The sequence below is a fragment of the Phaeobacter sp. JH20_26 genome (assembly GCF_048056275.1).
Lineage (GTDB): Bacteria > Pseudomonadota > Alphaproteobacteria > Rhodobacterales > Rhodobacteraceae > Phaeobacter > Phaeobacter bryozoorum.
Window position 1 is genome coordinate 9,575 of sequence record NZ_JAYMWL010000003.1, and the last position, 26,468, is coordinate 36,042.

25 protein-coding genes are annotated in these 26,468 nt (G+C 59.4%); 14 read left to right on the plus strand and 11 right to left on the minus strand.

Going from position 1 to position 26,468, the window contains the following annotated elements:
• Window positions 1–8: 8 nt before the first annotated feature.
• The 8 genes from pglZ to VWY60_RS01145 are packed head-to-tail and all read right to left on the minus strand — an operon-like array spanning window position 9 to window position 13,331.
• The gene (gene pglZ, locus VWY60_RS01110) at window positions 9–2,510 is read right to left on the minus strand and encodes a BREX-1 system phosphatase PglZ type A (RefSeq protein ID WP_416592411.1); all 2,502 of its coding nucleotides are present in this window, start codon (window positions 2,508–2,510) and stop codon (window positions 9–11) included.
• Window positions 2,503–6,033 (minus strand): BREX-1 system adenine-specific DNA-methyltransferase PglX, encoded by a 3,531-nt coding sequence (pglX, locus tag VWY60_RS01115; RefSeq protein ID WP_416592412.1) that lies wholly within the window; start codon window positions 6,031–6,033, stop codon window positions 2,503–2,505. Before pglX ends, pglZ begins: the two co-directional genes overlap by 8 nt.
• Window positions 6,033–6,533: a hypothetical protein gene (locus VWY60_RS01120; RefSeq protein ID WP_199258163.1), complete on the minus strand. Its 501-nt coding sequence runs from the start codon at window positions 6,531–6,533 to the stop codon at window positions 6,033–6,035. Before VWY60_RS01120 ends, pglX begins: the two co-directional genes overlap by 1 nt.
• The gene (locus VWY60_RS01125) at window positions 6,530–7,711 is read right to left on the minus strand and encodes an AAA family ATPase (RefSeq protein ID WP_416592413.1); all 1,182 of its coding nucleotides are present in this window, start codon (window positions 7,709–7,711) and stop codon (window positions 6,530–6,532) included. The genes VWY60_RS01120 and VWY60_RS01125 overlap by 4 nt, the downstream gene beginning before the upstream one ends.
• Window positions 7,711–11,232 carry a BREX system P-loop protein BrxC gene (brxC, locus tag VWY60_RS01130; protein WP_416592414.1) on the minus strand — a complete coding sequence of 1,174 codons (3,522 nt, stop codon included), beginning with the start codon at window positions 11,230–11,232 and terminating at the stop codon, window positions 7,711–7,713. Before brxC ends, VWY60_RS01125 begins: the two co-directional genes overlap by 1 nt.
• 4 nt (window positions 11,233–11,236) lie before the next feature.
• On the minus strand, window positions 11,237–11,839 hold the full coding sequence (locus VWY60_RS01135; protein WP_416592415.1) for a DUF1788 domain-containing protein: 603 nt from the start codon (window positions 11,837–11,839) through the stop codon (window positions 11,237–11,239).
• Window positions 11,836–12,480 carry a DUF1819 family protein gene (locus VWY60_RS01140; RefSeq protein ID WP_416592416.1) on the minus strand — a complete coding sequence of 215 codons (645 nt, stop codon included), beginning with the start codon at window positions 12,478–12,480 and terminating at the stop codon, window positions 11,836–11,838. Before VWY60_RS01140 ends, VWY60_RS01135 begins: the two co-directional genes overlap by 4 nt.
• Entirely contained in the window at window positions 12,477–13,331 is an 855-nt protein-coding gene (locus VWY60_RS01145; RefSeq protein WP_416592417.1) for a WYL domain-containing protein, read from the minus strand. The genes VWY60_RS01140 and VWY60_RS01145 overlap by 4 nt, the downstream gene beginning before the upstream one ends.
• A gap of 201 nt (window positions 13,332–13,532) precedes the next feature.
• Between VWY60_RS01145 and VWY60_RS01150 the strand changes: the two genes are divergently transcribed.
• The 3 genes from VWY60_RS01150 to VWY60_RS01160 all read left to right on the plus strand — a co-directional run bounded on the left by VWY60_RS01150 (window position 13,533) and on the right by VWY60_RS01160 (window position 16,328).
• On the plus strand, window positions 13,533–14,831 hold the full coding sequence (locus VWY60_RS01150; RefSeq protein ID WP_199258168.1) for a peptidoglycan-binding domain-containing protein: 1,299 nt from the start codon (window positions 13,533–13,535) through the stop codon (window positions 14,829–14,831).
• Between the two features lie 140 nt (window positions 14,832–14,971).
• Window positions 14,972–15,451: a thermonuclease family protein gene (locus tag VWY60_RS01155; RefSeq protein ID WP_199258204.1), complete on the plus strand. Its 480-nt coding sequence runs from the start codon at window positions 14,972–14,974 to the stop codon at window positions 15,449–15,451.
• Between the two features lie 121 nt (window positions 15,452–15,572).
• The gene (locus tag VWY60_RS01160; RefSeq protein WP_416592418.1) at window positions 15,573–16,328 is read left to right on the plus strand and encodes a hypothetical protein; all 756 of its coding nucleotides are present in this window, start codon (window positions 15,573–15,575) and stop codon (window positions 16,326–16,328) included.
• Window positions 16,329–16,431: 103 nt separating this feature from the next.
• Here the strand turns inward: VWY60_RS01160 and VWY60_RS01165 are convergent, their stop codons facing one another.
• The 3 genes from VWY60_RS01165 to VWY60_RS01175 all read right to left on the minus strand — a co-directional run bounded on the left by VWY60_RS01165 (window position 16,432) and on the right by VWY60_RS01175 (window position 17,456).
• The gene (locus VWY60_RS01165) at window positions 16,432–16,656 is read right to left on the minus strand and encodes a hypothetical protein (protein ID WP_199258169.1); all 225 of its coding nucleotides are present in this window, start codon (window positions 16,654–16,656) and stop codon (window positions 16,432–16,434) included.
• A 166-nt stretch (window positions 16,657–16,822) separates the two neighbouring features.
• Window positions 16,823–17,080, minus strand: a complete 258-nt coding sequence (locus tag VWY60_RS01170; protein ID WP_416592419.1) for a helix-turn-helix domain-containing protein — start codon at window positions 17,078–17,080, stop codon at window positions 16,823–16,825.
• A gap of 124 nt (window positions 17,081–17,204) precedes the next feature.
• On the minus strand, window positions 17,205–17,456 hold the full coding sequence (locus VWY60_RS01175) for a hypothetical protein (RefSeq protein ID WP_072794323.1): 252 nt from the start codon (window positions 17,454–17,456) through the stop codon (window positions 17,205–17,207).
• A gap of 210 nt (window positions 17,457–17,666) precedes the next feature.
• Between VWY60_RS01175 and VWY60_RS01180 the strand changes: the two genes are divergently transcribed.
• The 11 genes from VWY60_RS01180 to VWY60_RS01230 are packed head-to-tail and all read left to right on the plus strand — an operon-like array spanning window position 17,667 to window position 26,465.
• Complete coding sequence (locus VWY60_RS01180; protein ID WP_037240102.1) at window positions 17,667–18,020, plus strand: hypothetical protein; 354 nt, start codon at window positions 17,667–17,669, stop codon at window positions 18,018–18,020.
• 43 nt (window positions 18,021–18,063) lie between these two features.
• Window positions 18,064–18,678, plus strand: coding sequence for a lytic transglycosylase domain-containing protein (locus VWY60_RS01185; protein ID WP_416592421.1), 615 nt, complete (start codon window positions 18,064–18,066; stop codon window positions 18,676–18,678).
• On the plus strand, window positions 18,675–18,968 hold the full coding sequence (locus tag VWY60_RS01190; protein WP_009503803.1) for a TrbC/VirB2 family protein: 294 nt from the start codon (window positions 18,675–18,677) through the stop codon (window positions 18,966–18,968). The genes VWY60_RS01185 and VWY60_RS01190 overlap by 4 nt, the downstream gene beginning before the upstream one ends.
• A complete protein-coding gene (locus tag VWY60_RS01195) occupies window positions 18,961–19,239 on the plus strand; it encodes a type IV secretion system protein VirB3 (protein ID WP_012187324.1) in 279 nt (92 codons plus the stop codon). The genes VWY60_RS01190 and VWY60_RS01195 overlap by 8 nt, the downstream gene beginning before the upstream one ends.
• A complete protein-coding gene (locus tag VWY60_RS01200) occupies window positions 19,229–21,604 on the plus strand; it encodes a type IV secretion system protein B4 (RefSeq protein WP_416592422.1) in 2,376 nt (791 codons plus the stop codon). The genes VWY60_RS01195 and VWY60_RS01200 overlap by 11 nt, the downstream gene beginning before the upstream one ends.
• The gene (locus VWY60_RS01205) at window positions 21,601–21,768 is read left to right on the plus strand and encodes a hypothetical protein (protein WP_198512017.1); all 168 of its coding nucleotides are present in this window, start codon (window positions 21,601–21,603) and stop codon (window positions 21,766–21,768) included. The genes VWY60_RS01200 and VWY60_RS01205 overlap by 4 nt, the downstream gene beginning before the upstream one ends.
• 25 nt (window positions 21,769–21,793) lie before the next feature.
• Window positions 21,794–22,912: a lytic transglycosylase domain-containing protein gene (locus VWY60_RS01210; RefSeq protein ID WP_416592455.1), complete on the plus strand. Its 1,119-nt coding sequence runs from the start codon at window positions 21,794–21,796 to the stop codon at window positions 22,910–22,912.
• Entirely contained in the window at window positions 22,912–23,721 is an 810-nt protein-coding gene (locus VWY60_RS01215) for a type IV secretion system protein (protein ID WP_416592456.1), read from the plus strand. The genes VWY60_RS01210 and VWY60_RS01215 overlap by 1 nt, the downstream gene beginning before the upstream one ends.
• A gap of 14 nt (window positions 23,722–23,735) precedes the next feature.
• A complete protein-coding gene (locus tag VWY60_RS01220; protein WP_416592423.1) occupies window positions 23,736–24,392 on the plus strand; it encodes a virB8 family protein in 657 nt (218 codons plus the stop codon).
• 1 nt (window position 24,393) lies between these two features.
• Window positions 24,394–25,089, plus strand: coding sequence for a TrbG/VirB9 family P-type conjugative transfer protein (locus VWY60_RS01225; RefSeq protein WP_416592424.1), 696 nt, complete (start codon window positions 24,394–24,396; stop codon window positions 25,087–25,089).
• Complete coding sequence (locus VWY60_RS01230; protein WP_416592425.1) at window positions 25,086–26,465, plus strand: TrbI/VirB10 family protein; 1,380 nt, start codon at window positions 25,086–25,088, stop codon at window positions 26,463–26,465. The genes VWY60_RS01225 and VWY60_RS01230 overlap by 4 nt, the downstream gene beginning before the upstream one ends.
• Window positions 26,466–26,468: the final 3 nt, after the last annotated feature.

The window sequence follows — 26,468 nt, forward strand, 5'->3', positions numbered from 1 at the left end:
GCCGCTCCTCAAAAGTCAAAATCTGTTGTGATGCCACGTTTCAACTGGAAGCGGTGGCTTGTGTAGTCCTGGTAATGGCTGGTTTTGCCAACCCGCTCGCGCAGTTTCAGGAATACGTCCTGATTGTTGAAGTTATCCGCCTGACGCGACAGCAGGAATTTTCGCGGCATTTCACGTTCTCGGGCATTGTCCGAGGTGAAGTCGAACTGCAGAACATGCTCGTCTGAAATTAGCGTGCCGTCGGCGGCGTAGATTCCCGCGACCAACTCGCGGGCCTGCATTTTCTCGGAGACGGGTTGCGCTTGGTAGAAGATCACCGCGGTCTGCCCGGAGGTGATCTGGCTCCGGCCGGACACAATGATCTGCACCTCGACCTGGTTCACATCCGCCTCGCGTTGTTTGCCAACACGGATGACAGGGATGACGATTTCCTGCAGCGACGCGCCACCATGGACAAACCGACTTCCCGCGCCTTTGACCCGAAGACGGTTGATAGAGTTCGGGATCAGGACATCGAGGTCGCCAGTGAGGCCCAGGTTGACCGAAGAGAACTTCTTCATGCCTGCGGTCTCATGAAGGCCACGACCGACGACGAACCGACGGTTCCGCATCAGGATTTCGTCGCCTTTGGGATCCGCAACTGCGAAGTCGCTCTCGTCAAGCGCTCGGTGCTGGTAGAGGAAGCCATGATCCGCCGTGATCAGGATGTTCGAAAAGTTTGCCGAGGTCAGCTTTCGAACGAGCTTGGTCAACTCTTCGATCGCGTCTTCGGCAGCCTTGGGCAGCTGATCCTCGGTCTGCAGCTTGTCCCCGATCGCGTCGATCAGGTTGTGATAGATGTAGACCACGTCGTTGTCGCGGAAGAGCTCTTTGCCCTCGTCGACACGCATATCCAGTACATCGCGCGCCAATAGGGCCTTGGTACGATCCCCTGCGCGTCCGGTTGCCAGAAGCTTTTCGCGCGCGGCGAGGCCTTGGGTACTCTCCCCACCTGACAGGACTGAACCCTGCCCATCGGTCGCAAAGCACAGGTCCCGGTTTGGCAGAAGCGCTGCCATACCGAGCTGTGTATAGCTCGGAAGCGCGCTGATCATGGGTTTCAGCTCGGCATCAAATCGGTTCAGCGCTCGTATGCGGCGCAGGCATTCCTCGGCTACCTCAAAGCGCAAAGCATCCGAGATGATGACCGCAACCTTCTGGTCCTTGCGGCGGAACTCTGCGGCCTGCTCGAAATAGAAGGCGCTTTGGCGTGCGTATCCGGGAATGGCCCAATCGGTCAGCCCTGCGACCTGATCCTGCCAGGCATCGTTCAGTTTCAAGAGGTAGCTGTTGGTGTATCTGTTCTCGACCGCCTCGTAGAGTTCCGAGAGTAGTGAGGCATGGCCGCTGCGCTGCATGTGGTAGACGAATTTGCGATAGAGCTGGTCGAGCTTGTACCAGCTGCTGACATACCGCTTCACCCCCTCGGCTGGGCTCGTCATCCCCAGATTGGCCTCAGCCAGCGCCTGCTGGAATTCGGTCGCAAAGCCGATCGCCTGATAGATATCCTCGTAGCTGCCATACCAATGGCTCTGCCGGCGCTCGCGGACCCATTTCAGCACCTCGGATGCGCTCACGGTCTGGGTCGACATCGCATGAACAAGCTGTCGGATGACGTGGCGATCGATTTCCTCGAAATGGTCGACCGCCATTACCGACCGGAAATCGCGCTTGGACAGATCTTCCGGGATCTTCAGCAGGCCCTGATAGCGGGCGGCCAGCGTCTCAAAAGCTCCTTCCCAGTGGCGGTTGTTCTTCCAGCGGCGGAAGACCAGCAGCGCCTCGGCGTTCAGCTTGCCATCTTCGCCGAGCGCCCGCAGATACGCCGACTGGAAGAGCGCGATCGCAAAGTCCTCGAAATCGGGCTCGTCGGGCTGATAACCATAGGCATTTCCGACCTGCTTCCAGAACACCTCCATCAGGCCCGAACGCTCGATGAGCCGCATTGCATCATCGCGACCCTCAGCCAGCTCGCCCAACAGCGCTTCGACCACAGTATCAAGCCCACCTTCGGCGCCAGCACAGACCGCAAGCATGCGCAGCCGAACCTGCGATTGGGTATCCGCGGCATGCAAAAGCCGTTTCAATTCCGCCACCCGCGCTTTGGAGCGGTAGAACTCCATATGGTCGCGCACGACGTTTTCAAACTGCGGCGGCAGGCCCAGCTCGCCCAGCCAGCTCGCCGCCTGGTCCGCCTTGAACACCGCCGTCGCCAACTGCAGGTCCAGCAGCCAGTTCGCCGCGCTCAAAGGCTCTGGCCCGTCATGGAACACCAGAAACTTTGCCTTCGGTTCCTGGCGTAGCATCCGGTATTTGAGGCCGAACTGGTTGTTGGTGATCTCCACCTTGGTCACACTAGGCAGATCGAGTGCATCGAACTCTCCCCGCATGTCGCGCGCTGCGTCATACCAGAAGACGATGCGATGCTCGTCAAAGAGCCGTCCGAGGCTGGCGGTGATCCGGTCAGTCATCCTTGGCCTCTAGTCCGGGGATCTTCTTTAGCGCCGCGCCAAACTTCGGATAGTTGGCCTTCACACCGTCATCGAGATCGATCTCGATCTTTGCCTGCGCCAACGGGAAGACAACATCGCGCTCCCACTCGTTCAGCTCGTCGATCTGTTTGGCGATCACGGCCATGTCTTTCAGCGCCTTTGTGCGCTGGCCTTGGCTGGCGCTCATGTCATCTGACAGCTTCTCAAGCCGGCCGCGCTCTCCCTCCAGCTTGCTGATGAACTCGCGCAGGTAGTCGTTGAGCAGCACCGACACGGTGTCGCCGCGATACCGGTGCATGTAGATCAGCGCGTTGAACGTGCCCTTGGGGCTGGAGAACATCCAGTAGATCGGGCGCTTCTTGTAGCGCTTCACATGGTCGGCGTAGAAATCCTTGGTGAAGTATTTGCGGATGTCCTTGCCAAGGGCGTCCTCGATATAGCGCAGGTTCTCGCGGAAATGCGCCTCGCCAAAGGTCACGCGCAGGAACAGGCGGAAGCGTTCGGTGATGTCATCGGCGAACCAGTTTTCGTCGAGTACGGGGATCACATTGTCAGCGTCGGGTGTGAAGGTCGGCTCGGGGATGCGGGCGAGGTAATCCTCCAGCCGCTCGCCCTGATTGGCGAGGATCAGGCCCGGCGCATCGAGGCTGTAGCGGCCGAACATGCAGCCCACGGCGTAGGAGAGGAACTCGGCCATGGTGTCGGCGCGCAGGCGGGTTTCGCGGTCGGCCTCGGTGCCCCTCACGCCATAGCGATAGGCGGGGTTGCAGGTGAGGGTGATCTCATTGAGCGGCACCTCGGGGGTCAGCTCGTCTTGCAGGCCATATGCGTCGATGAAGATGCGGTTGTTCTCTTCCTCCAGCTGCTGCATCTCGTCGGTCATGCCCTGCCAGTGGGTGCGGAGCCGCGCATAGCTGTCCTCTAGCGTGTCGCCGCGGTGATCGGGTTGGAGCAGTGAGAGCGTCGTGAAATCCCAAGAGGTTTCGTAGGCGTCCCAGTCGGAGCGGGCAATATCTACGCACGATCTCGCAGTCGATTGAGACGAAATAGGGATGTCAGACAGAACAGGTAGCTTGCCAACCGGTCCTTCATGATAATCCAGCGTCGGTGACATCGTTAGTAAAAAGTGGTTTACCAATGGCGAGTTGCTAAAGCCTAACAGGCCGAACAACTGGTCTTGTGAATCCGCAAAGCAAACGGCACCCTTGGTTTCGGAAATGAACCCGACCGGACTGTAGCGCATAGCCAAAGCACTCGAGGATATTGTCGACCAAGTCATTCCTTCGCGGAAATAAAACGGAATGTTCTTGATCGTTCGCGTTGGTGATCCGTAGAGCTGGGCCGCGAACTCCATAAGTTCTTTTCCGTCGTTCTCCCAATTCACAACAATATTGTTGTTTCCGAACCACTTACGAAATGTGCCACCTTTCTGACAGGGGAACCAACGTTTTCCGGAGGAAAGAGCCGCTTCATGGCTGTCCATCGAGGTTGCGAAGTTACCGCTTGAGACCTCATGCCATTGTTTGAGAAAGCGGTCATTGTCAGATGTAGCAAGCCCTTGCCTCGGTTTTGCTATCGAGGACAATGGCTGCAGTTCTTGAAACAAATCCAATACCCGCTCACTCACCCAATAGGCGATAGGGTTTCCAGGAATCTTTAAGAAGTCGTCAGAAGCTGCTTTGTATCGCCAACTACAGTCTGGGTCGGCAATGGCAGCTTTCATCATTTCGGCCTTCTCCGCTTCGGAGCGGCCATCGATTAGTCTGAGATATTCTCCTTTGTGCGATGCACTGTGTGAATTCTCAAATACAAATGCTGTCGTTGAAACAACTGCGCCACCAATTGTGTCGAACGCCCTTTCACCCAGATGAGCAACCGATAGCAGCGTCGCGTTCGACAGCAGTTTTGTGCGGATCTTCTCAAAATGGGAAAGGAACATCCAAGATTGCATGTTAATCATAGCCATCATGCCAGACGGTCGACACATCATTAGTGCGCGCTCCATGAACATCGAATACAGATCAGCCTTGCTGTCTGGGAACTGTTCCTTCGCAAAAGACACGAGTTTCGCGTTCATTCCTTTCCCGCCCATATACGGCGGGTTGGCCACCACGATATGGTATCTTGGCGAGAGGGCTTCGGTCATCTCGAGCACCTTCTGCACGCGTTCATGCACGTCGCGGATGAATAGGTTGCCCTGCAGATCCGCACCAGAAATCCGCTTTTGGACTTCCTCGACCGACTTTAGCTTCGGCACGATCAGCGAGCCGAAGTTCTTGGCCTGATCGAACTGCTTCATGGTCTCAATGAGGCCATCGGTGAACAGATCGCGCCCGATCTTACTGATGTAGGTGGGAATCTCGTCGTCTTTGAACCGTACGTCCTGCAACACGCAGATGTCGGGTTTCGCGTCCATCCGCAAAAACCGTCGCCGCCCCAGCCGCGCCGCTGCCTTCATCGCCAGCGCAAAGGCAGCGAGCGCCCCCGCGCGGTCGTCAATCTCCACACCAGTCAAGTTGTGCGTCAGGATCAGCGCGGGGATCTCGGTCGCTTCGTAACCCTCTTCCTCGTAGATGGCGTAGAGCAGGTCGAAAGCGTAGGTCAGCATGTGCCCCGACCCACAGGCCGGATCACAGATCTTGATCTCTTCGGGCTTGCCGATCTTCAGGAAGTCCGCCTCGGGCTCTTCCGGCGCGATGTAGTAATCCATCTTCTCGGCCAGCTTTGACCCCGGTCGGTTCAGCAGCCACAGTCGGCCCAGCGAGTTCTCGACCAGGTAGCGGACGATCCAGTGCGGGGTGAAGAGCTGCGTCGCGGCGGGGATATTGTCGGCCTCGATCTTCTTGTTCTTCTTGAGCCAGGCGAAGACCTGGTCTTTCTTTTCGGAGATGTAGAACTGATAGAGCCAGCCGATTATCTCAACGTCTTGGCAGGCATCCGGCGTCATAGCCTCACGTAGGTAGGCAAGGATAGAGGCATTGGACAGCAAGTCGGCGGGCAGCAGGAGCTCGGTGTAATCATCGATCCGCTTGAAAAGAAACGGCATGCTGGTCTGCCAGGAATTGCAGATGGCGACGAGAAGCAGCCGATACGCCTCGGCCTGAGGATCCTGGCTGGGGGTCAGCCCCTCCAGCAGGTCACTGACCTTGCGGCGGGTCGCCTCGGGCACGAGCTGTTCGTTGATGTTTCCGGCCTTCGCATCCGCAAGGATCTCGGGCTGGAATTGCCCGGGCAAGGGAGAGACGACGCGAACCGCGCTGATCTCGTTCACATCAAGGAATCGCAGGGCGGTGAAGCGATTGAACCAGATGTAGGCGACCCGCTCCACAACTTCTTCTTCGCCGTGCTGGGCAATGCTGGCCTCAAGCTTCTTGAAGGCAGCCGGATGTTCGCGCTGAGCGGCAGAGCCTTCAGCGGACACCGCCTCGAGTTTCGCAGCGACCTGTTCAATGAGCGCGCGACGCGCGAACTGAGCAAACTTCTTGAGTTTCGTGGTGTCCATCAGGCCGCCCCCTCGCTAATTCGGCGAAGTGACTGCTCTCCGAATTGTCTTTTCCATTGTTCAAAATTCAGGATGATGCAGCTTGCGGCGCAATCGTCCGCCCAGTCCGCATGCCTGATCGGAATGGCCTTCCGCAGTTCATCTTGTTTTGCAAGCAGCAAAGCATTGTCTAGGTTCTGCATTGAGAGCAGGACAAGATAGAGGACTTTACGGTCATTCTTGCCCTGCGCTGATCGGAAGAAAAGGGTATCCCGAAATTTGCCCGCGAGGCTTTGAACCAGCTTTCCGGAGTTCAATTTGGTGACAAAAGCAGCAGGGTTTTCAGCCCCCGGAATGTCAGGGTCCTTGATCTCAACGAACAGGTAATGCGCCTCGTATTCTGCGATGAAATCGACGCGCTGGACCGTACTGCTTGCATGGTAATCGCTGTCATCGAAATGGATTACTACTTGTGCCTCGGGAAAAGAGAGCTCCAGGTCGAATTCCTGCACCGTCGTCATAACTCAATACCCTTCAGCGACCGCTCAATTTCCGCCTCGTAAAGTTCTCCGAAGGTCTTCGATATGCCCGTTGTCACAAGCTGTCCGTAGTCATCTGTCGAATAGACAGACATCCTTCCGTCTTCATCGCGCCTTTGCAGCACGTGATATCGGACATGGTCCTCCTTGCCTTTCTTGTCCATTAGCAGATCCAGCCACTTCAGAAGCACGTAGTCGTGGGTGGCGACAACAATTTGCTGACCATTTCGCGAAAGCTCCAAAAGGACTTCAACCACTTCCTTCATCAGCTTTGGGTTCAGGTTCGCTTCCGGCTCGTCCCAGAGAAGAACGCCGGTTTCTCCGGGATTTATTGAGCCGTTGCTTAGTAACCGATGAAGGACGCCAATCTTCCGATATCCTTCGGCTGTCATTCCAGTTGGGAATGGCTGGCTATCGCTGGAAACAAAGCGGGTTTGTGTCGAATCTTGATATGCCTTCGCAGTTTGCGACTCGGACCGTGATGGATCAGCCTTCAGCTTCTCTTCATATCGCCCCGGCTCAAAATCGAAGCCGCCGCCGTCCTTCAAACGATACCTGCCCCCAACAAGACCAACCAGTTTGCGAATGACGGTAGACAGCCGTGGGTCCTCCATGGAGTCGGGTATCGCTTCGTCAGAGCCGGACTGCACAAGAAGTTCCGCCAAGTTTACATAGCCACCATCGAAAATCATCTCGACAGTAGCGCGGTCATGTTTCGGGTTGCGAATGCCGTGAACCAAGGAAAGCACTTCCTTGGTCGGGATGTAGACCGGCGAGTTTGTAGGCTGAGGGTCAACAGCACCTGAGGTGAATTCCAAATATTGAGACCTCGCACCGAAAACCACCTCTAAGGAGACCTCATCGCTGTTCACCAACCGTAGCCGTGTCGGCGATTTAGCTCCTTTGGAAGATAGGGTTCCTACCCTGTTGTCCTCGGTTGAAAATATGCGCAGGAACTTTCCTGACGCAGAGGCTGCGAAACCCTCGTCTGCGCGATCAGGATATTTGCGGTCCGCGATCAGGCCCAGACCATAGATGGCCTTCAGCAGATGGGTCTTACCCGTCCCGTTGGAACCGATAATGACATTGACTTTCGGGGACAGGGAGAGTTCCAACTTCTCGAACGCAGTGAAGTTCTCGAACTCGATCTTGGTCAACATCAGACGATCACCTTCTTGCCCGCGCGGATCTGCTCCAACAGGGTCTTCTTCATTGCGTCGACATATTGTTCGACGTCCGCCTCTTCGGTCAGGTAGGGCTTGGCGAAGCCCACCTTGATTTCCGAAGCGTTGACATAGGTGGGCTGCGGGGCAGGCGCCGGGGGCACATTTATACCGGGGTTGGGCTGCGGCTGCGGGGCCGGTCGGCTGAGCCGTTCGACCTCCACCAGAATGCGCGGTAGCAGATCGAGCTTCGCGCCGTTTGCTCTGTCGCGCAGGATCGGGATCATCTTGACGCTGTCGAGCCCGGCTTTGTGGCTGTCGATGTTACGCTTGATGTGCGCTTGGTCATCTGCTGAGAGTGCCTGGAATTCTGGCGTCTGCGCAACTTTGGCCGAACACTCATCGATGGCCGTGATCACGGCCTTGCGCTCCTCGAGCACGGTCAATTCCACGCGGTCCTTCAGTCCGTAAAGTTCCGTCTTGAGGGATTGAATAGCCGTGCCCCTGTAACAGGCAGGATCTGCCAACGTGCGGGCCAAGGCCTCGCCCGCAACCGCATCGACGTAGGAAATATTCGCTTCCTGATCGCGCAGAAAATCGCGCGCATCGTCATAGATCTCGCGCTGTGCGCCGCCCATGAAACTGCGGACCTTGTCGAGCACGTCTTCCTTGGCGTCGAGCAAGTCGTCTTCCTGCGCCGCAGGTTCAGTTATGTACCAAGTGGCGGGTTTGCCCACCATAGCCGAGATTTTCGCCGCCAACGGCTCAAGCGCCACGACAAACGGATACTGGGCTTTCTGGGCCAGCAGCTTTCCCAGTTCTTCCGACAGTGTCCGAGTGCTTTCCAGCCATTCCGCCCCAATCGTGCGGGCGTCGGTGCCGTCCGTGGGGAGATCAAACAGCTCTTTGTAGAGCTCCTTCGCCTTCCGAATTTGGGCGGAGGTGAACTCGGTCTGCGGAGTCAGAAGGACATTGGCCAAGGCATGGCTGTTATTGAGCGCCTTCGCGAGTTCGGCGCGCTCAAGCACCATGCTGTCCGAGCGAGCCTCCAGCTTCCCTTTACCGGATAGGCTGGCGGCGAGGCATAGAACTGCGGTGACAGGCCACCCATAAGGTTTACCGCCAAACCGTTCTGTAAGGTACTTGACGGAGACCTTCACGCCGATCCGGGCCTGAGACTGGACGTAGTTCAACACGTCCTGCTCGGCCTCGGTCAGACCTTCGCCGTTGTCGCCAAATAGTCCGCTTTCAGGCGTTGCGGCCTTCAGAATGTCGGCCTCGGAATAGGTCACCCCCCGCAACATCGGGAGGTTGACATAGACTTTGTCGACGAGGCCCTGGAAGCCTTTCACGATCCGCTCTTGTGGCTCTTCGCCGCCGATATCAAGCTCATCGCCGCGCACGAACATCCGCGCCTCTGCCATCAGCTTGCGCAAGCGCAGTTCGAGGTCCTTGTAGCGGCGGCTGTTCTGATCCCCTTTCTCCGCGACAATGCGGTCGCGCCCCGGCTGCTCCGAGCCTGCTCGGGCTTGCCGGATGAACTTGTCGGTCTGCTTGAAAAGCGTCAGATCACGAATGAATCGCACATCAGCTTGCAATACGACCGCTAGTTCCTCACGGCTCACATTCCGCATTCGCACAGCCTCGGGCGAGGCGACATCGTCGTTGAAAGGGCTGATCAGATTGATCGAGAGCTCATGCTCCCGGCCCAAGAGGTGATCGTCCAGTTTTCGGCTGAAGCTGTATTCATTGCCGGTGGTCAGATGCTTGATCTTGCGATGGCGCAAGATCGTATCAAATGCCAGCGTCTCCATTTCCTTCGACAGCTCGGACGGGTCGACATCGAGCGCCTTGATCTCAGCCTCGACATCCTTCTCCTCGTTTGTCAGGAACTCGTAGACCTCGCCATTGCGCTGGATAAGCGTGTTTCGTTCGAGGAAGGACAGCGCCTCTTCAATCTTGCGGCGTTGTTTGATCTGATCAGTATCGAACTCAGAGAGCAAAAGGACGCTGATGTTGCGCACCGTTGGCTTGAACTCCTTGACGTATTTGACAAGGAAGAGCGCTTTCAGCACCCGGATTGCAAAAGGGTCGATGTCCTGGATTTCTTTTTCGGCAATCTGGATCGACTGTTGGACGGCGGACTTCAGGGCGGTGCGGATGCCCTCGAACATAAGATCGAACGTAGCAAGGTCGCCCACAGGCTGGTTCGCCATCTTTTTGGCGACCTCCTGGAACACACCCAGCATCGAGCGTTCGCCGACTGAGCTGTGCTTGCCCTCGAAAGCGTTGTGCTGAGACAGCGACGTGATTGCCATCTGGAACAGCATGTATTGGTAGGGCGGGAACGGATAGCTTGAGACGAAGTGGGCGCGCCCGTCAAAATTTTTCAGCTTTATCGACCCGTCCGTGAAATCGAAAAGGGTCTTGAGGTTGTTTTCTTCGCGATCATGCAGGTTGCCAAGCCTGACCTGACCTTCGTCGGTCTTGGATAATAGGCGACGCTGGATGACCTCTGCCACGTCGGCCGAGTTCAGCGGCATCTTCACGCCGAAGCGCGCCATAATCTTTGAGAAGTCCTGCGACTGGAATGCTTTACCGTCCCCGATGATGGCTTCCATGTCCTGTTGCGACGTGACGATGACCCAGGCCTGACCCTTGCATTTCGTATTCAGGCTTTCGGCGATGGTCTGCAGGTTCGTCATCAATTTGACGTTCTCGGCGATGTACTGGCCGACCTCGTCCACGTAGAAGTTCAACCGGAACTTTGGCCCCTGTTTGTCGATCCAGGCCTTCACCTTGATCGCAAAATCCTCGATTGAGACGCGCGTATCCGCCCGGTACTGGCCCAGAATATCCGCGGCATCCGCCGGGTCCCCGCCCGTGACCACGGCAAATGCGGTCGCAATGTTCTTCCGCTCAAGCGCTGCTTGCTCACGGCCTCGCTCCCAGGGTTTGCCTGCAGCGGTCTCATAAGCGTCCTTGAACGCAGCCAGCTGGCCGCGATCATCGAGGTCTCGTTCAAACTGCGCTATATGTGGCAGCTTTCCATAGTATCCGCAGGCTTCGTCGAAAACCTTCTGGAACACTGAGAGAAGCGCGTCGACGTCGGCTTTGGAAATGACGTCGGCCTTCTGGTCGATATTGAACAGGATCGATCTCGATGGCACGGAAACAGCCTTGCGCAGAGATCCTTGAAGCATGGGCTGATCGGCCAGCTTCTCTTCGAAGATGTCGAATGCCCGGACCCCATCCACTTCCCGGTTTTCCATGAGAAGGGCGAGCATCTTCAAGAGGTGCGACTTACCCGATCCGAAAAAGCCTGAGATCCAGACCCCATTGGCAGTGTCGTAGTTGTTATAAGCGTCGAGGAAGGTCTCAAGACGTTTTCCGATTTCATCGGTGATAACATACTCGTCGAGTTCGACGCGCAGGCTCGCCTCGTCGTCCGCTTTGATCACACCATCAATCGGGCGGTCGACAGGCTTTGCAAAAATGCTTCTCAGAGCGGTGGTCATCGGATCAGACCTCGTAGTTCAAAATGTTGAATGCACGGTAATACTTGTCGTCATGCAGCAGCCCGAAGAGATCAAGGGACCCTCCGGTTGCCGTGGAGTGCGTATAGCTGCCCGGGAAGAACAGGACGGTCGGCCTGTCCTTGGCCGTACTCTGGAGATTGTTCAGCACATTGTGCGAACGGATATACGGATAGACCTCGCCCACACCGGAGAGAAAGATCACGTCATGCGGCTGAGCGGCGATGGCCGCACCAATCTTTGGAATCAGGTGCTCATGGACATCAAGAACGCCCTGCAAGAGCTCGCGCAGCTCTGACTTCTCCATGTCAGGCTCTGCGGCAAGGACGTCTTCGAGGATGCCACGTTCCTCAAGAAGCCCAAGGGAGATATCGTAGAGGCTTAGGTCGAGCGCTGTCACGCCCGCATGCGCGATCCGCTCGATCAGGTCGCGCCGGTCCTCGATCATGGTGACGCCTTCTTCCGCCGGGAACGGGCAGATGAAAAATGGCACTTCGTTGCCGAGCCCTTGCTTGGTCAGGAACCGTTCGCTGGTGACGACCCGGTAGAGGTGCTCGGCGCGTTCCTTGCGTGACAACTGCGGGATCATGATGAGCCTCCCTCGATCGCAACGCTAGGGAACACCGCAAGATCGGTGGGGTCGGTCGCCTCGATTATCTGCCGCAACTGCGCCGAGAGATACGTCGACTGGATCCGGTTATCGCCAGAGATAACGCCAGCTTCCCGCATCATGCGGAATAGGATCTGCCGAAGCTTGTTGCGGGTGCTGTCGCTGATCGAGGCCAGCCCCTCATTCCAATCGGCTTTGGCATCAAAGAATATGTCGAAGCTCTCGAGCGGCAGGTCCAGCTGATAGGCGAGATACCGATCACAAATGACCTCAACAGCGAACTCACGCACGAACCTGTAAGCCCGACATGTGGCGATCCACAGTAGGTGCTGTTGTTCTTGTCGACCGGGCTCACTGACGAAAAACCGGATTTCGTCTTCGGTCAGCGTCATCAGGCGGTTGACGATTTCGCGGAGGGTGCGCCGGTTTGAAGCCGCCTTCGGCAAAGACGTCGCCCCCTCTTCGAGCGCGCGTGAAAGCGTTACTTTCCAATCTTCACCAGCTACGTGCAGTTCGGCGACGATCACGCTCTCGTTCAGAAACAGCCCCCCAGAGGTGAAGGACATTTTGTAGGGCTGGTGGTTTGCTCCGAAGTCTGCTTTCCGTGCTGCCATGGTCATCCAACGACCTCGTCTCGATTCAACAGCACGATCTGCTGGTCCTGCGGTCTTCGAGCGGCGGGGTCGGTATCAAGCCCCAGCCTCTTGAGCGCGTAGAACAACAGCGCGCGGCGGACTACGATCTGCGCGTGGCCCGCCTCCATGCCATAATCCATCTCTATCGCGCGGCGTTGGTTGTCGGAGAGGTCCGGATGCGGCCCAATCTCGAGCAAGACGTCTGTGTGCCAAGCGCCATCGGAGCTAGGGTCCGATGTAACAGGCCCTTGGTCCCCGACCTCCACGATGCGAGAGAGCAGGAAATCCTTGAAAGCCTGGTCATTCTGGCAAAACGCGCGGGCATGCCAACGGAAGCCGTCAAAGGCAAGAGCATGGGGCTCGATCCAGCGCGCGCTTGGCTCAGGGCGCGACATCGACTGATAGGTCACCTGCAAGGCGGCCGGCAAACGGATCGCCGCGAGAACATCGCGCAGCGTTTCAGGTGCCACGCCTCGGGCAGGTGTCGGCGTTGCTCCAAAGCCCGGAAAGACGCTGATCCAGCTTTGCTCCGCGCTCACCAACCCCTGATCGACGGCCCGCAGCTGCGCGAAGTACTCCTCCGCATCGGGCTTGAGATATTTGGGCTTGAATTGTTTGCCGCGCAGGTAGGTGCGCAGGCTCTTGTCATAGACGAGGTTCCGCTTGGCCTGATCGATATAGGCGTTCAGGTCCAGCGATGCCTGCTGTGTTGAAACCCCGAACGCGTCCATCAAATCCCCTCGGTTTATCCGCCCCTGCCAGAACAGGCGAAACTCGATGAACTCATATCGACGTTCGACACCCCAGTTCAGCTGCTTGCCCTTCTTGCGAGTCACTTAGTGCCCTCATATATATGTCGCAAAGTTACACGCGTCCAGTTTTTAGATTGACTCACAAATCAGACCATATGACTCTTGAAGTGTCAGGAAGTCGATTCGTGACAAGCCCGTCGCGTTATTAGACGTATCACAAACTTGGGGGCTCGCCCCAGCATTACCCTCCCGCACCGCTCACTGGAAGGGAAAAGGAGCTTTTGCATGACGAAAATTCGTACGCTCACCGCATCCCTGTTGATCAGCACCTGCCTGACGGCAGGCGCCGTCGCACAAGAAAGCTCTCCGCTGGACGCAGAAATTGCAGCGATCGACAGCCAGATTTCCGAAGTCGATGCGACGATCTCCCGCTATGATGGGGGATTGATCCGTATGCTGGCCGAGAGCCGCCGCGAGGCTCTGCTTCTCTTGCGCACGGTCGTGGAGGCACGACAGGCGGCGGAAGCCGCTGGCGCGATGATCGAGGTCACCGTACCGGCGGTAGAGCCAGATCCAGAGCGCGCCGAGCAGCTTCTAGGAGAAATGGCCGCACAACAGAATCGTGTCGAGACCGCGGAGCGAGAAGCGGCCTCGGCAGGGGGATTGATTCAGGCGGTGGCCCTCAGCCGTGTGGAAACGGAAAAGCTCACGCTCGCTCAACTGCAAATGGCCTATCTGCAGGCCCGTTACGGCATCGCCTTCCCGGTGACACCGACCGGTACGAATTCAGCGCCGCCCATAACCGACCCAACTGCGCCCGCTGCCTTGATCCAAGGCGACGAGGTCGCTGAGACCGCACTACCTTGGGCCGACCCGGACCACCCGGACATCGACTACAGCCTCACGCCTTTCGAGCAGGCGCATAATGAAGGGGACCGGATCGCAGGCTGGTGGGTGATCAATGAAGAGCGTGCAGCAATCGACGACAGCCCGTCGGTGGTGGCCGTCAACTACTCTGCCTATGACGCGCGCAGCTTTGGGGGTCCTACAGCCCTACTCGCGCAATGCCGTGAGGGCGTGACGTCGGTGGTGTTTATCCAAGACGATTTCTTGATGAGTGCCATCCGACGGGATTCGTTCGACATCACCTACCGGATCGACAGCAATCCTGCGCAATCTACGCGCTGGAACGAGTTGACCAATAACAAGGGGGCCGGGCTCTTCGGCTCTGGCTCGGAGGGGTTCCTGCGCGGCCTTTACGATGCTGAAGCCTTCTTCATCCGTCTCACGGACGGCAATGGCCGACGGTACGATGCAGAATTTGATCTCGCCGGAATTCAGGATGCGATCGAGGCCGTGGCTGGTGCCTGCGGGTGGTCGACGCTCGATCTCTCGCCCGACGACTACCGCGCGATCCAGACTCTCCTGAACGCCGGCGGGTTTGAAGCGGGCACCCCGGACGGGGTCTGGGGTAACGGCTCGCGGAATGCGATGCGCGCATTCCAGGAGCAAAGGGGCTTGCCAGCCTCTGGCGCGCCAGATCGCGCAACCCTCGAGGCATTGGGCGTCCAGCCCGGCGAATAGCAACCTTGCCCACACAGCCCTGGCTCAAAATCCTCCCTGTCTTGTTGCAGTGGCCAACCGGCGGCTTCACAGGGCTTTAGTGTTCACTGCAGGATGATCCGTTTATGTCTGGTCACCTTTTCTCAAAACAGGTTCGTCTTATGCGCTGTCTACTCGGCTTCCTTCTGTTCTGGTTTGCTGCCGTCCCACAGGCACATGCCGATCGGTTGACCGGCGTTGCCAGTGTCATTGATGGCGATACTCTGGAAATCCGTGGGCAACGCATCCGACTGCATGGGATTGACGCACCCGAAAGTCGGCAGCTTTGTGCCACAGCCGAGGGTCAGCGCTGGCGATGCGGGCAGCGAGCGGCGCTGTCTCTCGCCGACAGGATCGGCCGCAGGCAGGTCAGTTGCACCGTTCGCGATACCGACCGCTATGGCCGCTTCATTGCGGTCTGTCATCAAGACGGTACCGATCTGAACGCTTGGCTTGTGCGTGAAGGGTGGGCCGTGGCTTATCGCCGATACAGCCGCGACTACATCCGCGATGAGACCGAAGCCAGATCCGCACGGCGCAATATCTGGTCCGGACGCTTTGACATGCCGTGGGACTGGCGCCGCGCGCAAGGTGGCGGATGATGAAGTGCGAGGCTGTCGGCTCGCGATCTTGCCTACCACCGCAACCGCAACACGCATCATCAATGTTGCAATAGTATATTTTCGTATGTATGCTGGGTGAAGATCGTCAAGGGTCCTTGCCATGCGCTTCGAATTCAAAAATCTCCCTCTGGTGGCCTTTTTAGCTCTCGCCTTGATCGGCCCAACAGTTCCGACGCAAGCACGCGCCCAAACCTATCAGATCGATTGCGCCATCCTGCTGTGTTTGTCCGGTGGGTGGCCGGCTTCCGTGCCATGCGCACGCGCGCGGGCCGAGTTCATCCGGCGCATCACACCATGGCCGGTGGAGCCGCCGCTGCAGATTTGGCGCTGCCCCATGGGTGCGTCTTACGATGGGCCTGCCAGGTCGCGCCCCACGGACCGGATCTTCGATGCCCTATATGGTGGTTCAGGAACCCCACCAAACTCTTCAGCCCCGCTCTTCGATCAGGCAGCCAAGGCTGGCGGAATGCTCGGGCTGAAAGGCTCCGACGCTGTCTGGGGGAACCTCGTGCGGGCTGATTACGCCCTCCAGCTCGTAGAAGACCGCGCCGATATCGATATCAGCGGGCCGGAATTCAATTTCGTGCGCTCCATCCGCGTCTTTGACGTTCGTTATGCCCGCCAGCACGAATCCGGGCGAGATGGCGACTGCAACCGCAGCGCCGTCGTTGTCCTCGGCACCTACGGGATCCAGGGCGATTTTTCTTGGAGGGCGTCGTCACCCGCAGCGCTTCCTGCTGCGCATGCCGGTCTCGAGCGGTGGGGCGAGCACTGCCCGAACATTTATCACAGATCCGTCTTCGTAGAGTGGCGTGACTATAGCGGGAACTACGGCTTCGAGCAGGTCAATTACTGACTGTTGAGGCGCCGCGACGTCGCGCAGAGCCTTGCACGAAATCAAACCTGCAACGCAGGCACACTCACACAATCGAGGGCCATAAAGGCCATGTTCTACCATGTCAGTCGTTGCGACAGGGCAGCTGCATGAGAGACGCGAAGTCAATTTCGGCTTTATCCGCATCGCAGAGCTCCGGGTAAATCTTTGAGACACGCTGCGGGCCATGGATGTCCCACCGGATTGCCAGAGCACCTGTGTTCCAGCGATATACCCAGCCGACAATGGTTTCTTCATCGGCTGCAATCAAATTGGCGATCGCGACGCCTTCGACCTCATTTTCGTTCACTGTTTACTGACTTCCTGCAATTTGGCGTTGCGGATAGCAGCTCAGATCCAAAGCGTTTGCTGCAACCGTGTGCCGGGCCTCGTTAAAATCGGTTACTGTTCGTCCTCGCGGTAACGAATTCACACCGGGAGAAGTCAGCTCCCGTGTTCTCGAAAGATGAAATGGCTCAAATCCGGTGGTCGGGCTCCGTGGCGGCTTCAACGATCGCCAGAATCTCGGAGGGGTCAAAGCCGATGGCGCGGGCGAGGACGACCAGTTCGACGACGTCGACCCGGCGCTGGCCGCTTTCAATGCGCGCCACGAGGGATTGATGGCACTTGAGCTTGATCGCCAAGTCCTCCTGACCGAGTCCCGCCTTGATGCGGGCGTCGACCAATGCTTGGCAGAGTGCCACCTGTCCTTTGCTTCTGATTGTCTTTGCCACGCGTCACATACCTTTTGTGACGTCGCTAGCGGATGAAATCTGTTATCTAAAAAGTAGATATATGAGGGTGTTATCGGCGTCTGGTTTCCATGGGCTGCAAGTCTGATGCTCCCGAGGTTGCCCATCAATCCCCTACCAATTGTAGAAATCGGCCATAGTCCTCGCTGACTTCGCGCGCTTCCTCGAAAGCGCGGGCGCGTTCGCTGTCGAGGCAACGGAAGTAGCTCTGGATATCCTGGATGTAGTTTTCGAAATCGCCACGGATGATGTCCGCATAGTCCCGCGCCGCCTGCGAATCGCTTGGTAGGAAGGGGCGGGCCGGGGCGAAGCAGGATTCCGCCAAAACCGGCCCGGGAACGCAGATTAGAAGGACTATAGCTTGCAATGGGAGCAGGCATGTCAACCTTGGGTTTCTCAAACCTGTTATCTCCTTGATCGCAGACACTGGCCGTGACTAGTGTTTGCGTGACCAAACTACAGCTAAAGCACGATATTACATCTTGCGGTTGATAGTATACTATCGTAACTCTGGGCTTCAAGTGGGAATGCCTGGGGTCGCGCCATTGGAGAAAGCGTGAGCCGGGCCATGAACTGGGACATCGAAGCACCAAATGTGGTTACGGAAGCCAGGTTCCGCGAGCTCGTGGAAAGCGGCTATAGCGCAGAAATCCTGTGCCAGGAGTCGGCACATAAGAAAGGCCCCAGCTATTACGGGGTCTGGATCATGCGCGTTGTCTCTGATGACGGCGTGGAAAAGCTCCTCGTCACCGCCCGCACGCGGACGACCTACAACGATATCAAGATCCGCGAGTTCAAGACGATCTCCGGCGTGGTGTCTTTCTTCATTGGCCTTGGTTTTGCGCATGTCGACCTGCCGCTTGAAGCGGGGACAAGCCGGAGCCACAAGCTCGCTCCATCAGACAAGGACGCTGGCAGCTAACCTCGTCTGTCTCTGGCTGGTCGCAGCACCTGCCTCAGCTCAAATGGTCCTGGTCATGGAGAGCGACGGCTCCCTGATCCCGTCACGCTCCCAAAGCAGCTTTGCTCGAAACTACAATGACGGGATTGGTCAGGGTTCGGCCTCCGATGGGATCGCGATCTTCGGCGAGGTAGAGGCCGAGCAAGAGGGCGTCCAAGTCGCGGCCCTTGCCCGCCCGACTCCCCTGCCCCGCGCCGATGTCCTCTCCGGGATTCAGACCACGGCCTTGCGCTATGCCGGCCATCCCGGCCTGCGTCGCGCGGGGCTTTCCGTGACGGATTGGCTGGCTCTCTATCGGGCCAATATCGAGGTTGAGAGCGCCTACCGGCAGGATGCGATTTCAAGTGCAGGTGCCATTGGCCTTGGTCAATTGATGCCAGCGACGGCGCGTGATCTGGGCGTCGACCCGCGTGATCCGCTGCAGAACCTCGACGGCTCTGCCCGCTACCTCGCGATGATGCTGGAGCGCTTCGGCGATCCGCATCTGGCGCTGGCGGCCTACAACGCCGGTCCCGACGCCGTGCGCCAACACGGTGGCATTCCCCCTTACCGAGAAACCCAGAACCACGTGGCCCGCGTCATGGCTGTCGTGGCCCGATTGGAAGGATCGAATTCATGAAACAGATTTCAAACCTCTTTGTCGCCTCGCTGGCGCTATTCCTGCTGATTGCCGAACCCGCCCTCGCCCAGAGCATTGATCTCTCCCCGATCCAGAGCCTGTTGCAGGGCATCGTCGATGCGCTGACCGGCCCACTTGGCGTTGTCATCGCGACGCTTGCCGTTCTCGGGGTCTTTCTCAGTTGGTTCTTCAACATCATCGATCTGCGCCAGGCGCTCTGGGTCCTCGTGGGCATCGCTGGTGTTGCCGCCGCCCCCACCATCGTTGCCGCGGTCTTTGCCGGTGGCTGAGCGCGCGCCTCTCTTTCTCGGCCTCGTGCGCCCGCCGAAGCTTCTGGGCCTGCCCATCATGTACGCGATGGTCTGGCTCTTCGGTTCGGTGCTTCTCTTCGTCTGGGTCCAGCACATCGCGGTGCTGGGCGTGGCCGCCCTTCTCTATCCGGTGCTGTGGAAGGCCGCAGATTGGGACCCGCGTTTCATCGACGTGATGATGACGGCGCTGCAGGAAACGCCACCCACGCGAAACCGCAGCATCCATGGCGGGGACAGCTATGCCCCGTGATGACGCCCGTGATGCTGCGCTCGATCCCCGCACAATGACGCCGGACTGGTATGCGCGCGAGACCCGCCTCGCGCATATGCTGCCCTATGTGAGCCTCGTCGACGACCAGACCGTGCGGACCCGGGTGAACGAACTCTTCCGGTGCATCCGGCTCGAGGGGATCAACAGCTACACGACCGACGATGCCTATCTCGACAAGGTGACGGCACTTTTTGCCCGCATCGTCGCGCAGCTCGGGCCGGAATTCAGCTATTACGTCCACAAGGTCTCCAAAGCCATCAAACCTGATCTCGACCCCATCCGCGAGGACAGCTTCGCAGGCGAGGTTGACCGGCGCTGGCGCGCGAAACTCGAGACCAGCGGACTGCGCGACAAAACACTGACGCTCACCGTCATTCACCGCCCGCCTCCGAAAAGTCTCCTGCCGTTCCTGAGCCGCAGCGCGCCGGACCGACTGAAGGAGGAGACCCGCAAACGCCTGCAGCGCCTCGGCGAGGCCGTGAACGTCTTCCTCTCGGGGCTTACCGAGCTCAAGCCGCGGCTTCTCTCCGCCGCATCTGGGGAGTTGGTTGGGTTTCTGGGCGCGCTCAACACAGGAACAGAGCTGCCGCTCTACCCGGCCAACACCTACGGCTTTTTGTCCTTCAACGTCGCCAATACCCGCGTGACGTTTCACGGCGACCATTTCGAGCTTTCCGAGGGCGTCGTGGGCCACCGCTACGGCAAGAGCTTCACCATCGGAGAATACTCGGAAGGCACCTCCTGCACCATGTTCGACATGCTGAACCTGCCGGTCGACATGATCGTGACGCACTCCTTCACGCCGATCAATTCGAACCTCATGGCGGGCCGCATCAAGCGGCAAAAGCGCCAGATGCAGGCCAGCCAGGATGCGGCCCTCTCCCTCCTGGAAGCCCTTGATATCGCCGCCGATGATCTCGAGGCCAAGCGCCAAAGCTTCGGCGAGCATCACATGGTCGTGACGCTCTTTTGCGACACGCTCGAAGAGCTGCAGACCCTCAGCGCGGAGATCGTGAACGCCGCCGCAACCGAAGGCGTGAAGATGATCGGCGAGCGGGTCGCCGCAAAGGCGCATTACCTCAGCCAGCATCCCGGCAACCAGCCCAAGCGCGTGCGTGCCAGCGCCGTCACCAATCGCAACTTCGCGGATTTCGCGGCCTTCCACCGGACACAGCTCGGCAAACCTGCAGCACTTACCCCCTGGGGCCGGGTCGTCACCTATTTGCCCACGCCGGAGCAGAGCGCCTACCGGTTTTCCTATCACGAGCAGGGCGCGCCCGACAAAGAACCGACCAGCGGGCATACCCTGATCATGGGACGGCCCGGGTCGGGCAAATCGGTGCTGTCGGCCTTCCTGATGACCCAGGCCCGTCGCGCAGGTGCCCGGATCTTCGTGTTCGATTACCGTCTTGGTATGGAGATGGCGGTCCGCGCCAGTGGCGGGCGCTACGCGTCTCTGAACGCCGGTCAGCCCACGGGCCTCAACCCGCTCTGGACAGAGACCGATGCCCGCGGCACCGCCTGGCTCTCGGACTGGCTTGCCACCCTGCTCTACCGCGCTGACAAACCCCTGACCCCGGCGCAGACCAACCGCATCCAGGAGGTCGTGCGCCAGAATGCCCAGGCCACCAATCCGGCCCTGCGGAACTGGCGGGATTTCGCGTCGCTTTTTGTGTCCACCGATGATGGCGGCGATCTGCACCAGCGCCTGCTCGAGTGGACCGAAGACGGCCGCTATGGCTGGATTTTCGGACAGAGCCTCGAGGACACGTTCTCGCTCAAAGGCGATGTGGTGGGCTTCGATCTGACCGGCATTCTCGACAGCGAGGCCGACAAGGAGCGGATGGCGGTTCTCTCCTATCTTTTCCGCCGGGTCGAACGCGAGATCGAGGATCGCCGCCCCACCATCATCGTGATCGACGAGGCCTGGAAGGCGCTCGACAACGCGTATTTCGCGGAGCGGCTGTCGAACTGGCTGGTGACAGCGCGCAAACAGAACACGGTCGCGGTGATGATGACGCAATACGCAAGCCAGCTCGAGCGCACCCGGACCGGCAAGACCATCATCGAGGCGGTGCCGACGCAGATCCTGCTCCCCAATATCCGCGCGCAGCCTGCGGATTACGCAATGCTGAACCTCACGGAGAAGGAACTCGATGTCCTTCTCAACACGGGCAGCAACAGCCGCTTGGCGCTGATCCGCGACGATCAGGGCTCAATCGTCGTCGATGCCGATCTGAGCGCGCTTGGACCCAATCTCACCATCCTTGGTGGCATGGAAAAGGGCGAAGCGCTTGTCGGCGCCGATTACCGCAACCGCCCGGACTTCTGGAGGCTTTCATGATCCGTATTCTTATCGCTTTGGCTGCGCTCGGCGCGCTGGCCTCCTGCACCCAGTACCGGGAGCCGCAGGCGAACTGCTTCACATTCCTTGCGTCCACGGCACCCGTCGCGCCTGATTGCCACTTCACGCCCCTTGGCACCCCGGAGGGCGACGTTGAAGTCTAGCCTGCCTCATATCCTCGCATTTTGCATGCTGCCCGGTCTCGGCTTCGCCCAAGGCGTGCCGACCAATGACAGTGGGCTGACCGCGCGTGACATCGTCGAGACCGGCGATCGCGAGGCTGACTTGGCCGTTCAGTCGGACAAGCTTGCCGTGCGTGAACTCATTGCCGAGATCGAACGGGAGCAGCTGGAAACCCTGCAACGCATCCTTGATGCCCAGACCAGCTTCGGCGGTCAGGGCTTGCCAGCTATGGTCTCGGGGCTGGAAAGCGGCAGCGGGGATCCGGCCCGGTCAGTCGAGGCGGTCTATGGCACGGGCGAGATCGATCCCAATCCCGGCGGTGCGCAGATGTTCGGGGATACGTCTGAGACCATCGAGCAGCTCATCATCCGCGTGGCTCAGGAGACCAGCGGCTTTGCGGGAGTTGGCCGCGCAGGGCTCTCACCCGTCCAGTGGCGCGCGTTGCTGCAAGCGCTCATCTGGCAGGAAAGCCGGTTCACCATTGGGGCACGGTCTCCCGTCGGCGCCTATGGTCTCACCCAGATCATGCCGGGCACGGCCAGCGATCTGGGCATCAACCCGGAATACTATGACAGCCCCTATCTGCAGGTGCATGGCGGCGCGCGCTATCTCGCGACCCAGCTCAACACATTCGATGGCAACATCATCAACGCCCTCGCGGCCTATAACGCCGGACCCGGCCGGGTCTTCGAGTATGGCGGCGTGCCCCCCTTCCGCGAGACACAGCACTACGTGTCGGTCATCCCTGAACGCTACAATCTCTATCTAAGCCGTATCGGCGGGATCGAAGCGCTTGGCACGATCGACCCCGCGCTTCTGGCCAATGCCAACCTCTCAATCACGGGTCATGGGGCGGCCTTCTATGGCAACAACTCGCCCGCCGCGATCAGGCAAGCCGCCCTGCGTATTGCGGATATCGTCGAACGGATTTCCGAGACCGAGGATGTGCAGGAGAGCGTCGCGCTCAACACCTATGCCCGCGCCGAACTCGTGCGCCTCGTCGCTGCACGCATCCGACTTCAGGCGGCACGCACCCGCGTCCTTTCTGCCGAAGAGCTGGCCCAGGCCAGCGCCCGCATGGCCGAAGGCGCGTTCATGGATTTTACGATCAGGGAGATTGAATGATGGGACATCTGCTCTTGAGGACAGCTTTGGCCACGACACTTGGCGTTGGCTTGCAGTTCAGCGCCCTACCCCCTGCCGCAGCACAAGGTGTACCGGTCGTCGACACCCAGAACATCGCGCAAAACATCCAGCAGCTGCGGCAGATGATCGAAGACGAGATTCTGCAAAACGAGCAGCTGACGCAGCTCCGCGAACAGCTTGCCACACTCACGGATCAACTCGCGGAGCTGCAAAGAACCTATGAAGCGCTCACCCGACTTGCCGAGCTTCCCGAAATCATCCGGACGGAAATGGAAGACGAACTCAATGGCCTGCTCGACCAGGAGTTCGGGGACATCCTCGCCACGATTGAGGCGATCAAGACTGGGGATTTCTCGGGCCTCTCGGGCTCCGGCGCAGGCGAAATCGAAACCCAGATGGACCGGGTGCTGGCCGATCTCGGCTTCGATGAAGACACGCTCTCGGAAATGGCCACCAGCGGCAATCCCGGCGCCAACCGTGTCGCAACCCAGGCCACGACCGGCGCACTCGTCTCGGCCGCTGCCCAGAACAGCTATGAAGACGCCGGGCAATCGCTGGAACGCGTCGACCGGCTGGTCGGGCTGATCGATGACATGGACGAACTGAAGGAAAGCATCGATCTCAACACGCGCGTGACAGCTGAATTGGCCATCGCCCTCGTGGCGATGTGGCAGCTGGAAGCGATTCAAACGGTGGGCGATGGCACCGGCGGCGTGATCGATGCCGCCACCATCGCCGAAGAGCAGCGCTTCATGGATTTCACGTTACCAGACCTCCGGGCAGACTGATCGTGGGGGCATGAATGGTGACGACTGAACAAGAGATCATCGAGGAAGAACTGGTCTACGGTGCCCTGCGCCGTGAACGGCTCTGGCAACGCCTTGGCCTGACAGGTCTTGTCTTCGGCATCATCGGCTGTCTGAGCGCAGCAGCAGTCGCAATCCTCGATGTCGACCCGCCCCCCGTCGTTGTCCCCTATGATCCCGCCACCGGCTTTGCACTCCCCGAGGCCTCGGTGGGCGCTTCCTCGGTGACCGCCAACCAGGCGATCATCGAGGCGGAGGTCTTCCGCTATGTGACCGACCGGGAGGTCTACAATCAGCTCGACAACGATCTGCGCATCCGCAGCGTTCTGCGCCGCTCGGACGGGGCCGCCGAGAGCGGGCTGCGCCAGATCTGGAACAGCGCAAATGAGACCTATCCGCCGACCGTCTATGGCCCCAACGCCAGGCTCGACGTGGAAATTCTCAGCGTCAACCGGATCGGAACCAACCGCGCGACGGTCCGCCTGCGCAAGCGCCTGACGTCCATTAACGGCACCCAGACCGGCCTCTTCACTGCGACGCTTCTCTTCGAGTTCCGCCCGGAGACCCGCCGCTCCATCGATGAGGTCTGGACCAATCCATTCGGCTTCACCGTCCTCGAATATTCCATCCGCTCCGACAGATTGGAGAATTAGTTTGATCAATAGGGTCTTTGTTGCTGCCATATTTGTTTTGCTGCCCGGCCTTGCCTTTGCCGAAGCGATCCCGCGCGGTGGTCCAAATGACAGTCGTGTGCGGCTGGCCACCTACCAGGAAGGCCAGGTCTACCGCCTCAGCGTCTCGCTCACCCATGTCACCACCATCGAGTTTGGAGAGGGTGAAAGCATCCGCTCGATTATCGCGGGCGATACCGAGGGCTTCGAGATCGATGGCGTGCCGGGCGGGCAGGCCTTCGCGATCAAGCCCGTCGCGCGCGGTGTCCATACCAATGTGACGGTCTACACGAACAGGCGAAGCTACTATTTCAACGTCGAGGAGGTCCGCAGCCCGACCTTCTACGTGGTGCAGTTCCGCTATCCGGAGGACGATGCGCGCCCGACCCGGGCCATCGCCGCCCAAGCACCAAACTACAATTACGGTGCCAGCGCGCGGACCGAGTTCACGCCAACCCGCATCTGGGATGACGGGACGTTCACGTATTTCGCTTTTCCAAGAAACGCGCCTGTGCCCGCGATCTTTCGCTACGCGGGCGGCCGTGAGCGCACGGTCAACACGCAAGCCCCTGAGGACGGCGTGATCCGCGTCAGCGGCGTGAACCGCCAATGGGTCCTGCGACTTGGCGAAGAGGTGGTCTGCATCGAGGCGATCCCGCCCGCGGAGGCCACCTCATGAGCGATACCGGGAACACCGAGCTGGAAAGGCGCCTCGCCGCCCTTGAGAAAGGCAGTGCCCGCGCGCCCATAGCGGCGCAGCGCCGGTCGCCCCTTCTCGCGCTGGTCGTGGTCCTCGTCATCGGCGCGGGTGGTGCCCTGCTTTATCTCCTCTCACAGCCCGACGAAGAGGAAGCCTTGCCGACGGCCACTCCGGACGTCTTCCAAAACGAAGGGGATGGCTTTGGCGCTATCGAGACCTTGCCCCCGCCCGAGCCCGAGGTTGTGTTCGTCGGACCAGACCCCGTCGAGCCCAACGCGGAGCTTCTGGCGCAGATCACCGCCCTGCAGGCCCAGATCGAGGAGTTGCGCAACGCCCCTGAACCAGTTGTCGAGGAAGACACCGCCGCCGCAGAGGCAATTGACGCGCTGACCGCTCAGATCGCTGCGCTACAAGCCGCCTCGGAAGCCGCACAGCAACGATTCCAGGACGAACTGACGGCGCGGGATCGAAGTCTTGAACAACTCCGCATGGATCTGGAACTGGCCCAACTCGAGGCCAGCCGACCCCAACCCGCCCCAGCGGGCCCCACGGAAGATGAGCTGCGCGCACGCGAGCAAGAGCGACTGCGCCGGGAGGAAGAAGCCCGGCGCATGGCCGATCTGGAGCGCCGCGCCGCGGAGGAACGCGCCTTCCAGGAGCGGCGCATCGCCTCGCCCACCATCGCGTTTGGCGGCACGTCCGGAGCGAATGAAACGGCTCTGACCGAACGCACCTTCGGCGAGGTGACGGATTTCGTGCTGAACGGCGCGCTGCCAACGTCCGTGACGCAGGCAGAGATCATCGCAAACCCGTCCAACACGATTCTACAGGGCACGATGATCCAGGCCGTCATGGAAACTGCCCTCGACAGCTCACTGCCCGGCCAGACCCGTGCCGTGGTGTCCGAGGATGTCTACAGCGTCGATGGCTCCCGCCTCCTGATCCCGCGCGGCTCCCGCCTCATCGGGCGCTACCGCGCTGGCGTCGATATCGCGCAGCGCCGCGTCACGATCGCCTGGGACCGGATCATCCTGCCCGCGGGCCAGACCGTCCAGATCAGCTCCTTCGGGGGCGATGAATTGGGCCGCTCCGGTGTCACCGGCTTTGTGGACACACGCTTTGCCGAGCGTTTCGGGTCGGCCGCCCTGATCTCGCTGATCTCGGCCGCACCAAGTGCCGCCGCCTCCGAGGTCCAGGATGAGACTGCAGCCGACGTTCTCGAAGACGTGGGCGATGATCTGGCAGATGCCACGGACAGCGTCATTGGCGATTACCTCTCCATCGGCCCCGTCATCTATGTCGACCAGGGCGCACGCGTCACGGTCATGGTCGACCGCGATCTGGAGATATTCTGAGGC

Bases quoted from the DNA above. Each gene is read 5' to 3' on its own strand.
- VWY60_RS01200 (WP_416592422.1), top strand. From the start codon at position 19,229: ATGCCCCGTGATGACGCCCGTGATGCTGCGCTCGATCCCCGCACAATG.
- pglZ (WP_416592411.1), bottom strand. From the start codon at position 2,510: ATGACTGACCGGATCACCGCCAGCCTCGGACGGCTCTTTGACGAGCAT.
- VWY60_RS01220 (WP_416592423.1), top strand. From the start codon at position 23,736: ATGGTGACGACTGAACAAGAGATCATCGAGGAAGAACTGGTCTACGGT.
- VWY60_RS01125 (WP_416592413.1), bottom strand. From the start codon at position 7,711: ATGTTGACCAAGATCGAGTTCGAGAACTTCACTGCGTTCGAGAAGTTG.
- VWY60_RS01150 (WP_199258168.1), top strand. From the start codon at position 13,533: ATGACGAAAATTCGTACGCTCACCGCATCCCTGTTGATCAGCACCTGC.
- VWY60_RS01185 (WP_416592421.1), top strand. From the start codon at position 18,064: ATGGTCCTGGTCATGGAGAGCGACGGCTCCCTGATCCCGTCACGCTCC.
- brxC (WP_416592414.1), bottom strand. From the start codon at position 11,232: ATGACCACCGCTCTGAGAAGCATTTTTGCAAAGCCTGTCGACCGCCCG.
- VWY60_RS01160 (WP_416592418.1), top strand. From the start codon at position 15,573: ATGCGCTTCGAATTCAAAAATCTCCCTCTGGTGGCCTTTTTAGCTCTC.
- VWY60_RS01120 (WP_199258163.1), bottom strand. From the start codon at position 6,533: ATGACGACGGTGCAGGAATTCGACCTGGAGCTCTCTTTTCCCGAGGCA.
- VWY60_RS01155 (WP_199258204.1), top strand. From the start codon at position 14,972: ATGCGCTGTCTACTCGGCTTCCTTCTGTTCTGGTTTGCTGCCGTCCCA.
- VWY60_RS01205 (WP_198512017.1), top strand. From the start codon at position 21,601: ATGATCCGTATTCTTATCGCTTTGGCTGCGCTCGGCGCGCTGGCCTCC.
- VWY60_RS01230 (WP_416592425.1), top strand. From the start codon at position 25,086: ATGAGCGATACCGGGAACACCGAGCTGGAAAGGCGCCTCGCCGCCCTT.
- pglX (WP_416592412.1), bottom strand. From the start codon at position 6,033: ATGGACACCACGAAACTCAAGAAGTTTGCTCAGTTCGCGCGTCGCGCG.
- VWY60_RS01135 (WP_416592415.1), bottom strand. From the start codon at position 11,839: ATGATCCCGCAGTTGTCACGCAAGGAACGCGCCGAGCACCTCTACCGG.
- VWY60_RS01180 (WP_037240102.1), top strand. From the start codon at position 17,667: ATGAACTGGGACATCGAAGCACCAAATGTGGTTACGGAAGCCAGGTTC.
- VWY60_RS01210 (WP_416592455.1), top strand. From the start codon at position 21,794: ATGCTGCCCGGTCTCGGCTTCGCCCAAGGCGTGCCGACCAATGACAGT.
- VWY60_RS01190 (WP_009503803.1), top strand. From the start codon at position 18,675: ATGAAACAGATTTCAAACCTCTTTGTCGCCTCGCTGGCGCTATTCCTG.
- VWY60_RS01215 (WP_416592456.1), top strand. From the start codon at position 22,912: ATGGGACATCTGCTCTTGAGGACAGCTTTGGCCACGACACTTGGCGTT.
- VWY60_RS01140 (WP_416592416.1), bottom strand. From the start codon at position 12,480: ATGACCATGGCAGCACGGAAAGCAGACTTCGGAGCAAACCACCAGCCC.